Source organism: Ruegeria sp. E5, from assembly GCF_056534105.1.
This window is the reverse complement of sequence record NZ_JBQFPA010000001.1, coordinates 713,475-726,752: the sequence shown is the minus strand read 5'-3', so window position 1 is coordinate 726,752 and position 13,278 is coordinate 713,475. Positions and strand designations below refer to the sequence as shown.

The window sequence follows — 13,278 nt, the reverse complement described above, 5'->3', positions numbered from 1 at the left end:
TTAACGACAGAAGGGAAGCCATGAGTTTATGGATTCCCGTCACCATCGCGGCCGCATCGTTCCAGACGGTGCGGTTCATGCTGCAGAAATCCCTGAGCAGCGTGAAGCTTTCGGCTGCCGGGGCGACATTTGCACGATTCGCCTATTCCATGCCATTGGCCTTGCTGGGGCTTTTCATTGCTTTGGGCGCGACGGGGTACGAACTGCCAGCGCTGTCGGCGAAGTTCTGGATATTTGCTGTCATCGGCGGGACCACACAGATATTGGCCACGATCTGCGTTGTGGCATTGTTCAAGCAGCGCAACTTTGCGGTAGGGATTACGTTCAAGAAAACTGAGGTGATTCAAACCGCTATTGTGGGGTTCCTTGTCCTCGGCGATCAGGTCTCTACCGGGGCGCTGGGGGCAATTCTGCTTGGGTTGCTGGCTGTCCTGTTATTGTCAAAAACGCCCGGAGGCAGCGGCGCTTGGTGGCAACATCTGACAAACAAAGCCTCGCGTCTTGGACTGGGGTCAGGCGTGTTATTCGCATTCTCCTCGGTCAGCTATCGCGGCGCCTCTTTGCAATTGGGCGACATCGATGCGTGGTTCCGGGCACTTGTGACACTGGCCGTCGTGGTAACGTTTCAGTTTCTCAGCATGTGGCTGTGGCTGCTTTGGCGAGACAGGGCCGAGCTGCGCGCCGTGTGGGAGACTCGCCGGACCGGGGTTTTTGTCGGCCTGACCAGCCTCTGTGGTTCGTTTTGCTGGTTCTTTGCCTTCACGTTGCAGAACGCAGCCTATGTAAAGGCCTTGGGTCAGATCGAACTGATCCTCAGCCTGTTCGCATCGCTGCTGTTTTTCCGTGAAACCATCACCCGGCGCGAGATCGCCGGAATGACGTTGCTTGGCTTGTCGATACTGGCGCTTGTGCTGACAATCTAGCCTGCGCGACGCTCATCAAAGCTGAGAGCGATAAAGCTGGGCAGGTGATCCCCCATGCCTACAACTGCTGGCCCGCCATCGTCGCGACGCCCACGACCACGGGTTTTGGGCTCGCGCTCTTTGCGGCTCTCGCTCTTTTTGTTGTCCGACGCTTTGGCCTTCTTCTCTGGCTTTGGCGCCTCGGGCTTGGGCTCATCGGCCTTGACCGGATTGTCGATGCGCGGAATGTCCTTTTGGATCAGGCTCTCGATCGCGGCCAGCGCCTTTTCATCGCGGCCCGAGCAGATCGTGATTGCCTTGCCTTCGCGCCCGGCGCGACCGGTACGACCGATGCGGTGGACATAATCCTCGGCATGGCCGGGAACATCGAAGTTGAACACGTGGCTGACCGAGGGGATATCCAGACCCCGCGCAGCAACGTCCGAAGCCACCAGCAGCCGCAGTGATCCATCGCGGAATCCGTCCAGTGTTTTCATCCGCTGCGACTGATCCAGATCGCCATGGATCGCGGCGGCATTATAGCCGTATTTCTTCAGCGACTTGGCGCAGATATCTACATCGGTCTTGCGGTTGCAGAAGATGATCGCGTTGGTGCATTTGTCGCCCTCGGCATCGATCAATGCGCGCAGGGTCTTGCGTTTCTGGCTGGCCTCACGATCCCGGCGACCACCTTTGAACATCACCACGCCTTGTTCGATAGTTTCCGAAGCGGTGGCCTGACGCGCAACTTCGACCCGGGTGGGGGCCGACAGGAAAGTATCGGTGATCCGTTCGATCTCGGGCGCCATGGTGGCCGAGAAGAACAGCGTCTGGCGGGTGAATGGCGTCAGCGAGAAGATGCGCTCGATATCAGGAATGAAGCCCATGTCGAGCATCCGGTCAGCTTCGTCCACCACCATGATCTGAACGCCTGTCAGAAGCAGCTTCCCGCGTTCGAAATGATCCAGCAGACGGCCCGGAGTGGCAATCAGCACGTCAACACCGCGGTCAATCAGAGCATCCTGTTCCTTGAAGGAAACGCCACCGATCAACAGTGCTTTGGTCAGCTTGAGGTGCTTGGCGTAGGTGTCGAAATTCTCGGCCACCTGCGCTGCCAGTTCCCGCGTCGGGCACAAGACCAGCGAGCGTGGCATGCGTGCGCGGGCGCGCCCACGGGCCAGCAATGTGATCATCGGCAGAGTGAAGCTGGCAGTTTTGCCGGTGCCGGTTTGGGCGATCCCCAGAACATCGCGCCCTTCCAGCGCGGCTGGAATTGCGCCTTCCTGGATCGGGGTCGGAGTTTCGTATCCGGCTTCCTCAATTGCTTTGAGGACCTTCGGGTTCAGGTTCAGTTCGTTAAACTTTGTCATGTATGTCCGGTTCAAGCGGACACTAGACCTGGCCCGCGCGTCTGAAAATGCCGGGCCCGGATGGCCATGCGCCCCATGCGCGTTTCGGCTGTGGCGCGGGCATAACAAAAACGTGGGGCAGGGTCAAATGAAGTCGGTTTAATCCGTGGCAAATCTGCCGGTAACAAGGATTTCCGCAACAATTCAGATGGTTCCGGGAAAGTGTTTCGCGACTTTTTGGTCCAGATCAAGCGGCCGGTGACGGATCATGTCGTTATCCTCAAGCCGTTCCAGCACTTCCGGGTCAGCAGCGCTGATTTCATCGTAAAATTCCCGCAGGCCATCGAGCCCGTATTCGGTTTCCAGAAGGGTGATCAATTCGTACCTGTCTAGCGCACCGATCTTTCGCGGGCGATCCGGGCTGGCCTGGTAAGAGCCGCGTTCGAGGCGGAAACGATAATGCGCCAGCCAATGCTCCCAATCCGGGGCGTGGCGATGACACAGATCGATCTGAGGAAGCTCGGTTCTGACTGGCAGAAACTCACCGTGCTGATAGAGGTTGTGGATGCGGTCGCTCAGTTTTTTCAAACCGCCGCGTACGAACAGTTTGCCCTGAATGTGGCTCATGAAACCGGCCAGAACGTAAGTGCCGAAATTGGGATAGAGCGCTTCGACCAGCGCTTGTCGATTCTGACCTTCGGGAATGAACGCTTTGTAGAGGTCCTGGCCACCCGCCAGCGCCTCAATCGGGCGGACGCGGACGGCGGGGATGTCATCGGGGATGTCGCGCAGCAGGTCGGGGATCGGGGACATCGGCCACAGAAACTCATCGACATCGATATGTGCGACCCAGTCCAGATCAGTCCTGTTGTAGATCAAATTCGCGTTCGAGGATTGTCGAACCTGATGTTTGTCCGGCCTCTCACGCCTGCGACGCTTCCAGAACGCCGCATCGCAGGTACGCACCCGGATCCGGGGATGCTCGCGCAGGGCTGAGATGTCCCCCTGGACCGGCTCGTCCAGAAAGATGTGAATCCGGTCCGCGCCGATATCGAGGTGGTGGGCGGCAAAGCGCAAAATATCCTCACGCGGGGCGCGGATCGTGGACACAATCCCCCATGTGGTCACTTCTGGATTGCCTGTAGAATCCGTCAGGTCATCATTTCCTTCGTCGCGGTCAGGCTCAGCTCGGGATAATCGCGGACGACCCGGTCGATGTCCCACTGCAGCCGCGTCAGATAGACGATATCTCCATCGTGATCATGGGCGATATGCTGCTTGTTGGCGTTAACAAATTTGTCGATCTCAACCTTGTTGCCACTGACCCAACGGGCCGAGGTGAACTGAGACGCCTCAAACCGCACAGGCAGGCCGTATTCCATCTCAATCCGGCTGGCGAGCACCTCGAATTGCAGCGCACCGACGACTCCGACGATGAAGCCCGACCCAATCGAAGGTTTGAATACCTTCGCGGCACCTTCCTCGGCGAACTGCATCAGGGCCTTTTCCAGATGCTTGGCCTTCAATGGGTCACCCGCGCGCACCGTTTGCAGCAATTCCGGTGCGAAGGAGGGGATGCCGGTTACCCGGATCGCCTCACCTTCGGTCAGCGTGTCGCCGATGCGCAACTGACCGTGGTTGGGAATGCCGATGATGTCTCCGGCCCAGGCTTCCTCGGCCAGTTCCCGGTCAGAGGCGAGGAACAGCACGGGGTTTGATATTGCCATCGGTTTCTTCGATCGCACATGCGTTAGCTTCATGCCACGTTTGAAATGGCCCGAGGCCATTCGGACAAAGGCCACCCGGTCGCGGTGTTTGGGGTCCATATTGGCCTGCACCTTGAACACGAAACCGGCGACCTTCTTTTCATCGGGCGCGATCTGACGGGGCTCAGCGGACTGAACCTGCGGCTGCGGACCATAGGCGCCGATACCCTCCATCAGTTCCTTGACGCCAAACGAGTTGATGGCCGAACCAAACCAGATCGGGGTCATGTGCCCCTCAAGCACCGCCTGAGGGTCGAGCTTGGGCAACAATTCGCGTGCCATCTCAACCTCTTCCAGCAGCTTGTCGAGCAATTCAGCGGGCACATGCTCGGCCAGCTTAGGGTCATCCAGACCATTGATTTGGATGCTTTCGGCCACCTTGTTGCGGTCGGCGCGGTCCATCAGCTCAAGCCGGTCGCGCAGCATATCGTAGCAGCCGATGAAATCGCGACCCACGCCGATAGGCCACGCGGCTGGCGTGACGTCGATCGCCAGCATTTCCTGAATTTCGTCGACGATCTCGAACGTATCCCGGCTTTCGCGGTCCATCTTGTTACAGAAGGTCAGGATCGGCAGATCGCGCAGGCGGCAGACCTCGAACAGTTTCTGCGTCTGGCTTTCCACACCTTTCGCACCGTCAATGACCATGACGGCGGCGTCTACGGCTGTCAGGGTGCGATAGGTGTCTTCGGAGAAATCCGAGTGGCCGGGTGTGTCCACAAGATTGAACCGGAAGTTCCCGTAGTCGAATGACATGGCCGAGGCTGAGACCGAGATACCGCGATCTTTCTCCATCTGCATGAAGTCCGACCGCGTCCGCCGTGCCTCACCCTTGGCCCGTACCTGTCCAGCCATCTGGATCGCGCCGCCGTACAGCAGAAACTTTTCCGTCAGCGTCGTCTTGCCCGCATCCGGGTGCGAGATGATAGCGAATGTCCGGCGACGAGCGATCTCGGGCGGCAGGGTGGGTTGGTTCGAAGTATCAAGCATAAGCGCGCGTATAGGCGGGGAATCCAACTGAGGCAAGACAAAGGGGGTGGTTCGAATCATGTGGCTGTGGCAATAAGAACATATAGTGAACAAAATATGGAGTGGACCAATGAATTTGAAAGAAATCGCAGACGAACTGGTTGCTGGATGCCGCGAGAACCGGGCCAAGGAGAACCTCGAGAAGCTTTATGCCTCGGATGCTGTTTCTGTTGAGGGACAGGATTTTGCGGGCATGGGGCGCGAGACGCACGGATTAGAAGCCATTCGTGGCAAGCACGAATGGTGGGAAGGCGCTCATGAAGTATCGGGCGCGTCCGTCAGTGGCCCGTACCCGCATGGTGACGACCGCTTTGCCGTGATCTTTGAAGTGCAGGGCAAGGTGAAAGAAACCGGTGAAAGCTTTGATATGCGTGAGGTCGGTGTTTATCACGTCGCCGATGGCAAGATCGTGCGTGAAGAGTTCTTTTATTAATCCGCAAGATCCCATTCTGGCCTTCTTTGCCGGGCCGATGTTAGATGTGTGCCGAAGATAGGGAGGGTCAGAATGGACTTGGGAATTCGCGGAAAACGCGCGCTGGTTTGTGCCAGCAGCAAAGGCTTGGGATTGGGCTGTGCCGAGGCGTTGGCCGAAGCCGGCGTCGATCTTGTGATGAACGCGCGCCGAGCCGAAACGTTGGAGGCCGAAGCCACGCGTTTGCGATCATCATATGGCATTGCCGTGCAGACATTGGCTTGTGATGTTACCACACCAGAGGGTCAGGCCGAGGTGATAAGTGCCGCGCAGGGTGCTGATATCCTTGTCACAAACGCGGGTGGCCCTCCGCCCGGCATGTGGTCAGACTGGGAGCGTGATGATTTCATCAAAGCGCTGGATGCCAATATGCTGACACCCATAGCTTTCATGAAGGCTCTGCTGCCGGGCATGATGGATAAGGGCTGGGGTCGCGTGGTGAATATCACCTCGCAGTCGGTACGCGCGCCGATTGCGGTGCTGGGCCTGTCAAATGCGGCGCGAACTGGATTAACCGGCTATGTTGCGGGCACATCGCGCCAGGTGGCGCCACATGGCGTGACGATTAATAATCTGCTGCCAGGTATCCACGCCACCGACCGCGCGAACGCGCTGGATGGCGGGGTGTCAGAGCAGAAAGGTATTTCGATGGCCGTGGCACGGGCTGAACGCGCTGCAACCATCCCAGCGAGACGCTATGGCACGAGGGAAGAGTTTGGGGCGACCTGCGCGTTTCTATGCTCGCAACACGCCGGGTTCATTGTCGGGCAGAACATTTTGCTGGACGGTGGTGGCACCAATCTGACGATGTAGGTATGGCACAGAACTTTTCTCTGAAAGATCAGTTGTTCAACGCGGAAAAGGTAAGCTTTCTTGCGGGCTTGTTCGCCAAGGCTGATTCCGATTTCAAAGAAGAAGCATTCGCGGCGAAAGTGATGTCGCGTTTGCCCGAGCTTGAACTGAAAGAGCGTATGGCGTGGATTGCAGAGTGTCTGCAAGAATCGGTGCCCGGCGATTTGCCGGCAGTGGCACCGGTCATTCTGCGGGCGCTGCCGCCTCCGCTGGACCCTGCCAAAAGTGATGACGACTTCGGAGACTTTATCTTTGCGCCCTTGGGTGATTGGGTTTGTGCAATCGGCCTGGATCATCCTGCTTTGGCGCTGGATGTATTCGAAGAGCTGACCCAGAGATTTTCGATGGAATGGGCGATCCGCCCGTTCCTCAATCACCACTCCGAACTGGTCATGGCGCGGATGCAGGCTTGGTGCACGCATCCCAGCTATCACGTGCGTCGTCTGGTCAGCGAGGGCACGCGGCCGCGTTTACCGTGGGGGCAGGCCGTTGGCTTGGCAATGTCAGACCCATTGCCGTTATTGGACCGGTTGCACGGGGATCGGACGCGCTATGTGACGCGCTCGGTCGCCAATCATCTGAATGATATCACCAAGAAAGACCCCGATCTGGTGCTGGAACGTCTGCGTAGCTGGGGCGAGACAGGGCGGCAGGACAAGGACGAACTGAACTGGATGACATCTCATGCATTACGAGGCCTTGTGAAATCTGGGCATCCCAAGGCGATGAAAGTGCTTGGATACGATCCCGATGCAGATATTGCGGTAGAGATTCAGATAAATGGTCCGGCCCGAATTGGTGAAGCGCTGGAGTTTGAAACCCGCCTGAGTGGCGCAGAAGATCAGCCAGTCTTGGTCGACTATATCGTTCATTTCCAACGGCCTGGCGGAAAGATCTCACCCAAGGTTCACAAGTTGAAACAGGCCGCGCTTACAGGTGGACAGTTGACACTTAGCAAGCGGCACAAGCTGAAGGGCAATGCAACAACGTTCAAGTTGGTTCCTGGGCCGCATCGGTTGGAGATTCAAGTGAACGGCCGCGTGCACGCGGGCGTGGATTTCGACCTGCTCGCCTGAGCCCTGTCACGGTTTCGTCAGATCGGGCGCTGGTGGATTGCGTGGTGTGGATTGCTGCACTAGCTGCAAAAGACCAGTGACAAAAGGATTGCCCCGATGAAGCGCGAGGCTGTGCAGAACTACTATGGTGAGGTGTTGCAAGGCAGCGCGGATTTGCAAACAAATGCCTGCTGTACTCCGGATGATATGCCGGATCACTTCAAGAAAATTCTGTCGCAAATTCATGATGATGTGCTGACACGTTACTATGGATGCGGGCTGATTGCTCCGTTGGATCTGGTGGGAATGCGTATCCTGGATCTGGGCTGTGGTGCGGGGCGCGATGTGTATGCTTTATCCGCGATGGTCGGTGAAAAGGGCCGTGTCGTCGGCGTTGACATGACGCCTGAGCAGCTCGACGTGGCGCGTGCGCATCAGGACTATCACGCGATGGCATTCGGACATTCGGCCAGCAATGTCGAGTTTCACCACGGCTATATCGAAAAGCTGGATGAGCTGGACCTCGAACTGGGATCGTTCGATATCATCGTCTCAAACTGCGTGATCAATCTGGCGACCGACAAGGCTGCTGTGCTGCGCGGTGCGCATCGGCTGCTGAAAGAGGGTGGCGAGATGTATTTCTCGGACGTCTATGCCGACCGCCGGGTGCCCAAGGCGATGGCCGAGGATGAGATCCTGTATGGCGAATGCCTGTCGGGTGCGCTCTATTGGAACGATTTTCTGTCGATGTCGCGTGCTGCCGGATTTGGCGATCCCCGTCGGGTGACGCATCGGCCTTTGACCATCGAAAACCCAATTCTTGAAGAACGGGTCGCACCGCTGAGCTTTATCTCGGCCACCTACCGTCTTTTCAAGCTGCCGGAGTTGGAGCCTGCGTGCGAGGATTACGGTCAGGCTGTGATCTACAAGGGCACAGTGCCGCATGCGCCGCATGAATTTGTACTGGATGACCACCATACGATCGAGGCCGGCAAAGTATTCCCGGTCTGTGGCAACACATGGATGATGTTGCAAGACACCCGTTTTGCACGGCATTTTGAGTTCATCGGCGATTTTTCGACCCATTACGGGATATTCGAAGGCTGCGGCGGGGATAGCCCGTTTGTTGTACAGGGCGAAGCTGCCTCGACCGGGTGCTGCTGATCCCTTGCGCCTAATGGGCGGGGTTGTTATCCCCGCCTAAGCCCGATGGATTTGATCGGGAAAGGCAATGGAGTCCATCGGTGACAGTGACGACAACTCCTCCTCGATTGGAAATCCGCAATCTGATTGCGCGCTTTGGCGGGCGGACGGTCGTGGATGATGTATCGTTGACCGTGCACGCGGGGCAGGTGACTTGCCTGCTGGGGCCTTCGGGCTGCGGAAAGTCGACCACCTTGCGGATGATCGCGGGGGTCGAAATGCAGACCTCGGGCGAGATTTACGTCGATGGTAAGCTGATCTGTGACACGGTATTCCGCGTACCGCCCGAACGGCGCGAGATTGGGCTGATGTTTCAGGATTTTGCGCTGTTTCCACATCTCAGCGTAGCGGATAACGTCGCGTTCGGCCTGAAAGACAGCAAAGAGCAGAAACGCGCGCGGGTCGAGGAACTGCTGACCAAGGTCGATCTGATGCGGTTCATCGATGGATTTCCGCATCAGTTATCTGGGGGTGAGCAGCAGCGGGTTGCTCTGGCGCGTGCGTTGGCCCCACGCCCGCGGATCATGCTGATGGATGAGCCGTTCTCGGGCCTCGATAACCGTCTGCGCGACGGCATTCGGGACGAAACGCTCGCAGTCCTCAAAGAAGAGGACGCTGCTGTTCTGTTGGTCACGCATGAGCCGGACGAGGCGATGCGAATGGCTGATGAAATCGCGCTGATGCGGCGCGGCAAGATTGTGCAGCAGGGGGCGCCATACAATGTCTATACCCGGCCTGCAGACAAGGCAGCAGTTTCGTTTTTTAGTGATATCAATGTGTTGAAGGCTCAAGTTAATGGTGCGTTGGCGCATACTCCGTTTGGCCGTTTTCTTGCGCCCGGTGTGCCGGACGCGACCGATGTTGAAATCGTGTTTCGACCCCAGCACGTCAAGCTGGACTTCGACCGCAATGGCAAAGGGCCTGCGCCGACGCCGACAGACGGCATTGCCGCCCGAGGCGTGGTTGAGCGTGCTCGGTTTTTGGGAAATGAAAGCCTTGTCGAGTTTCGCATGGACTATGATGGCTCGATCCTGAAGGCGACGGTCCCGAACGTCTTTGTGCCCAAAGAGGGCCGTGTCATGTGGCTGACCATTCGCCGCGACCGGTGTTTTGTGTTCCCGGCCTGACGCTCAAATCCTGCATTTTCATCCAAGTGGTGCGTGAAAGCCTCAGATTGCGCATGTGCATTGCTTGTCGCAGCGCTGAGGCGGGTCTATCAAGGGCAAAACGAGGGGTGGACCGGGCATGCGAATTCTTCTGACCAATGATGACGGCATCAATGCGCCGGGACTGATTGTGCTTGAAGCGATCGCGGCTGAACTGGCCGGTCCCGATGGCGAGGTCTGGGTCGTCGCGCCTGCCTTTGAACAGTCAGGCGTGGGCCATTGCATTAGCTATACCCACCCAATGATGGTCGCCAAACTGGGTGAGCGTCGCTATGCCGCCGAAGGGTCTCCGGCGGATTGCGTGTTGGCCGGTTTGCACGACGTTATGAAGGACGCCCCGCCCGATCTGGTGTTGTCAGGGGTGAACCGGGGCAACAACTCGGCTGAAAACACGCTGTATTCGGGTACAATCGGCGGCGCGATGGAGGCGGCGTTGCAAGGTGTGCCCGCGATTGCCTTGTCTCAGTATTTCGGGCCGCGCAATCTGGGGCTGGACGATCCGTTTGAGGCGGCTGCCAAATTTGGGGCCGATCTGGTGCGCCGCATTCTTGATGCGACACCCGAGCAGCAGGGCGACTATCGTCTGTTCTATAATGTGAATTTCCCTCCGGTTCCCGCAGATGAGGTGCTGGGTACGCGCGTGGCCCCGCAGGGGTACCGGCGCGATACACATTTCTCTGTCGAGCCGCACAGCTCGCCCTCGGGTCGCCGGTTCCTTTGGATTAAGGGCGGGTATCAACATAACCCGACTGCTCCGGGCACGGATGCGGCGGTCAATCTGGAAGGATATATCTCGGTCACTCCGATGCGCGCTGATCTGACAGCATATGACACGCTCGAGGCGCTAAAGGTCATCGAATGACTGAACCAAGCGCAGAAACCATAATGCAGTTCCTGTTTGCCCTGCGCTCGCGCGGGGTGACGGATGCACGTGTACTGGCAGCGATGGAGCAGGTTGACCGGGGGCGGTTTGTCAAAGGCCTGTTCGCGGACCGGGCCTATGAGGACACTCCACTGCCTATTGCCTGTGGACAGACCATCAGCCAGCCTTCGGTTGTGGGGCTGATGACGCAGGCGCTGCAGGTGCGTCCGCGTGATACGGTTCTAGAGGTCGGCACCGGCTCGGGCTATCAGGCGGCGATCCTGTCCAAGCTGGCGCGCCGGGTCTACACGGTTGAGCGGCACAAGAGGCTGGTGCGCGAAACGGGAGAACTGTTCCGTGAGCTGGGGTTGACGAATGTGACCGCGATGCTGTCGGATGGATCATTTGGACTGTCCGAGCAGGCCCCGTTCGACCGTATCATTGTGACCGCGGCCGCCGAAGATCCTCCGGGGCCGCTCTTGGCGCAGTTGAAAATCGGCGGTATCATGGTGTTACCCGTGGGCCAGTCGGACGCGGTGCAGACCCTAATCCGGGTCACGCGCACTGAAACCGGTCTGGACTATGACGAATTGTTGCCGGTCCGTTTTGTGCCCTTGCTTGAGGGGCTGGGAAAAGACGGAGCGTAAAGGTATATTAGAGGCGCCAGAACCCCGGAGAACAGGGGCAGGTGTTGAGGACAGTAAAATGAGAGCAGTTTCCAAATCAGCAATGCGCCGCTATGCGACAGGTGTTGCCGCGCTGGCAATTTTGGCCGGGTGTGAAGGGCCATATGACTATGACCTGCGCGGCAATGTCGGCGGGTTCTCCACTGCAGATGCCGCCCTTGCAGCGACCGCCAACCGCCCGACGCCGGATGCGCGTGGCGTGATCACCTATCCGAACTATCAGGTCGCGGTAGCCCGCCGTGGGGATACAGTTGGCGATGTCGCCACCCGGATCGGCATGCCGGTGGCCGAATTGGCCCGGTTTAACGGATTGCAGCCAAATGACAGCCTGCGTGACGGTGAAGTTCTGGCCTTGCCGCGCTCGGTCGGTGGGACGAGCAATGTTGATATTGCGACCATTGCCGGAACCGCGATTGACGAGGCACCGGACACAGGATCTGTACAGACATCGACATTGGAGCCCGCGCAACCTGCTGCGGCTCCGGCACCGGTTGCTACGGGGCCTGAGCCGATCCGGCACAAGGTCAAGCGGGGTGAGACAGCCTATACAATTTCGCGCCTCTATCAGGTGCCTGTGGAGTCTCTGGCAGAATGGAACGGTTTGGGACCAGACTTTATGGTGCGCGAAGACCAGTACCTGTTGATCCCGGTCAAGAATCAACCGGCACCTCGGGCAGCAGCGCCGGCCGCCACGGCAACTGCGGTAACCCAACCGGGCGAAGGCTCACCAACTCCTACGCCGCCGAGCGCGACGCAGCCATTGCCGGATGAGAAAGTTGCCGCGGCAACGCCTGCGCCGGATATCACAGCCGAGGCCCCGACCAATTCGGGAAGCTCGGCGCTGGCAAGTCCGGTGAGCGGCACCATCATTCGGACCTACAAGAAGGGTAAGAATGAGGGGATAGATATCGCCGCAGCGCCAGGCGCGTCGGTCAGTGCGGCCGAGGCAGGCACGGTCGCCGCGATCACCGCGGATGCGGATCAGGTTCCGATCATCGTTGTGAAACACAACAATGACTTGCTGACTGTTTATGCCAATGTCGACAATATCACCATCAAGAAAGGTGATCGGGTGCGACGGGGACAGAAGATCGCCTCGCTGCGCGGGGGCGACAATGCATATGTGCACTTCGAAGTGCGCAAAGGGTTCGAGTCGGTTGATCCCGAGCCTTACCTTAAGTGACCGAAATGGCCCGTTCCGGGCCATGCCTCCGGCGGAGGTATTTGGGGCCAGTTGAAGGACGGATCACGCATTGGGATCGTAGTCGCTGAGCCGTTTACCCGGTTCGTCAGTAAAGAGTTCCGGCAGAGGCGTGACGTTTTCTATCAGGTCGATGCGGAAGACGCGGAAGTCGTTGCGCAGCTCGCACCAGGCAGTCAGTGTCCAGACACGGCCCCAGTATTCCATATGTAGCGGTCGGATGGTGCGTTCGGTCAGCGCGCCGTCAATGCGACGGTAGCTGAGCTGCAATTTCTGGCGCGATTTGATCGCGGCGCGGATCGGGGCCATATGTGCCATTCCGCGTACGACATCAGCGAAGGGATAGACCGCGAATTTCCAGCTGTCGGCCTCGGCAATGACCTGCGTGGGCAAGACGGCGTCGATTTTCTCGGCCAGAGATTCCGCGGCGGATTTAAGATCGGGATCGGCGGCCTCGGCAACGATCGCCATGCCGAGGTTCAGAGCCTCAAGCTCGGCGGGTGTCAGGTTCAGCGGGGGCAAAGTGATCTGCTCGCGTACCATGTAACCTACGCCGCGTTCGCCTTCTACAGGAACGCCCGAGGCCACCAACGTGTCCATATCGCGATAGATCGTACGGACCGACACCTCAAGTCGGTCCGCGATGTCCTGCGCGCGGTGCAAGTTACCATCGCGCAGGATCTGTATGATGTCGAACAGGCGGTCAGTGCGGCGCATGACACGCCGTCTGAGCCG

13 protein-coding genes are annotated in these 13,278 nt (G+C 58.5%); 9 read left to right on the top strand and 4 right to left on the bottom strand.

Going from position 1 to position 13,278, the window contains the following annotated elements:
• The first annotated feature begins 20 nt into the window (after positions 1–20).
• Positions 21–923 carry a DMT family transporter gene (locus ACR0BI_RS03680; RefSeq protein ID WP_170636195.1) on the top strand — a complete coding sequence of 301 codons (903 nt, stop codon included), beginning with the start codon at positions 21–23 and terminating at the stop codon, positions 921–923.
• Here the strand turns inward: ACR0BI_RS03680 and ACR0BI_RS03675 are convergent.
• The 3 genes from ACR0BI_RS03675 to ACR0BI_RS03665 form a co-directional block, all read right to left on the bottom strand.
• Positions 920–2,272 carry a DEAD/DEAH box helicase gene (locus ACR0BI_RS03675; protein ID WP_170396782.1) on the bottom strand — a complete coding sequence of 451 codons (1,353 nt, stop codon included), beginning with the start codon at positions 2,270–2,272 and terminating at the stop codon, positions 920–922. The two genes, ACR0BI_RS03680 and ACR0BI_RS03675, sit on opposite strands and share 4 nt — an antisense overlap.
• 183 nt (positions 2,273–2,455) lie before the next feature.
• Positions 2,456–3,379, bottom strand: coding sequence for a glycosyltransferase family 2 protein (locus tag ACR0BI_RS03670; RefSeq protein ID WP_480438602.1), 924 nt, complete (start codon positions 3,377–3,379; stop codon positions 2,456–2,458).
• 23 nt (positions 3,380–3,402) lie between these two features.
• The gene (locus ACR0BI_RS03665) at positions 3,403–5,007 is read right to left on the bottom strand and encodes a peptide chain release factor 3 (protein WP_170636194.1); all 1,605 of its coding nucleotides are present in this window, start codon (positions 5,005–5,007) and stop codon (positions 3,403–3,405) included.
• 109 nt (positions 5,008–5,116) lie between these two features.
• Here ACR0BI_RS03665 and ACR0BI_RS03660 point away from each other — a divergent pair, with 109 nt between their 5' ends.
• From ACR0BI_RS03660 to ACR0BI_RS03625, 8 genes are all read left to right on the top strand, one after another.
• The gene (locus tag ACR0BI_RS03660; protein ID WP_170396787.1) at positions 5,117–5,479 is read left to right on the top strand and encodes a SnoaL-like domain-containing protein; all 363 of its coding nucleotides are present in this window, start codon (positions 5,117–5,119) and stop codon (positions 5,477–5,479) included.
• Between the two features lie 72 nt (positions 5,480–5,551).
• Complete coding sequence (locus tag ACR0BI_RS03655) at positions 5,552–6,331, top strand: SDR family oxidoreductase (protein WP_480561413.1); 780 nt, start codon at positions 5,552–5,554, stop codon at positions 6,329–6,331.
• A 2-nt stretch (positions 6,332–6,333) separates the two neighbouring features.
• Complete coding sequence (locus tag ACR0BI_RS03650; RefSeq protein WP_480561414.1) at positions 6,334–7,446, top strand: hypothetical protein; 1,113 nt, start codon at positions 6,334–6,336, stop codon at positions 7,444–7,446.
• 96 nt (positions 7,447–7,542) lie between these two features.
• The gene (locus ACR0BI_RS03645) at positions 7,543–8,589 is read left to right on the top strand and encodes a methyltransferase domain-containing protein (protein ID WP_480561415.1); all 1,047 of its coding nucleotides are present in this window, start codon (positions 7,543–7,545) and stop codon (positions 8,587–8,589) included.
• A gap of 80 nt (positions 8,590–8,669) precedes the next feature.
• Positions 8,670–9,755 (top strand): ABC transporter ATP-binding protein, encoded by a 1,086-nt coding sequence (locus ACR0BI_RS03640; protein WP_480561416.1) that lies wholly within the window; start codon positions 8,670–8,672, stop codon positions 9,753–9,755.
• Positions 9,756–9,873: 118 nt separating this feature from the next.
• Positions 9,874–10,656, top strand: a complete 783-nt coding sequence (gene surE / locus ACR0BI_RS03635; protein ID WP_170406170.1) for a 5'/3'-nucleotidase SurE — start codon at positions 9,874–9,876, stop codon at positions 10,654–10,656.
• The gene (locus tag ACR0BI_RS03630; protein WP_170396799.1) at positions 10,653–11,303 is read left to right on the top strand and encodes a protein-L-isoaspartate(D-aspartate) O-methyltransferase; all 651 of its coding nucleotides are present in this window, start codon (positions 10,653–10,655) and stop codon (positions 11,301–11,303) included. Before surE ends, ACR0BI_RS03630 begins: the two co-directional genes overlap by 4 nt.
• 58 nt (positions 11,304–11,361) lie before the next feature.
• Positions 11,362–12,525, top strand: a complete 1,164-nt coding sequence (locus ACR0BI_RS03625; protein ID WP_170406164.1) for a peptidoglycan DD-metalloendopeptidase family protein — start codon at positions 11,362–11,364, stop codon at positions 12,523–12,525.
• Positions 12,526–12,588: 63 nt separating this feature from the next.
• Here the strand turns inward: ACR0BI_RS03625 and ACR0BI_RS03620 are convergent, their stop codons facing one another.
• Positions 12,589–13,260 (bottom strand): helix-turn-helix transcriptional regulator, encoded by a 672-nt coding sequence (locus tag ACR0BI_RS03620; RefSeq protein WP_170406161.1) that lies wholly within the window; start codon positions 13,258–13,260, stop codon positions 12,589–12,591.
• Between the last annotated feature and the right edge of the window lie 18 nt (positions 13,261–13,278).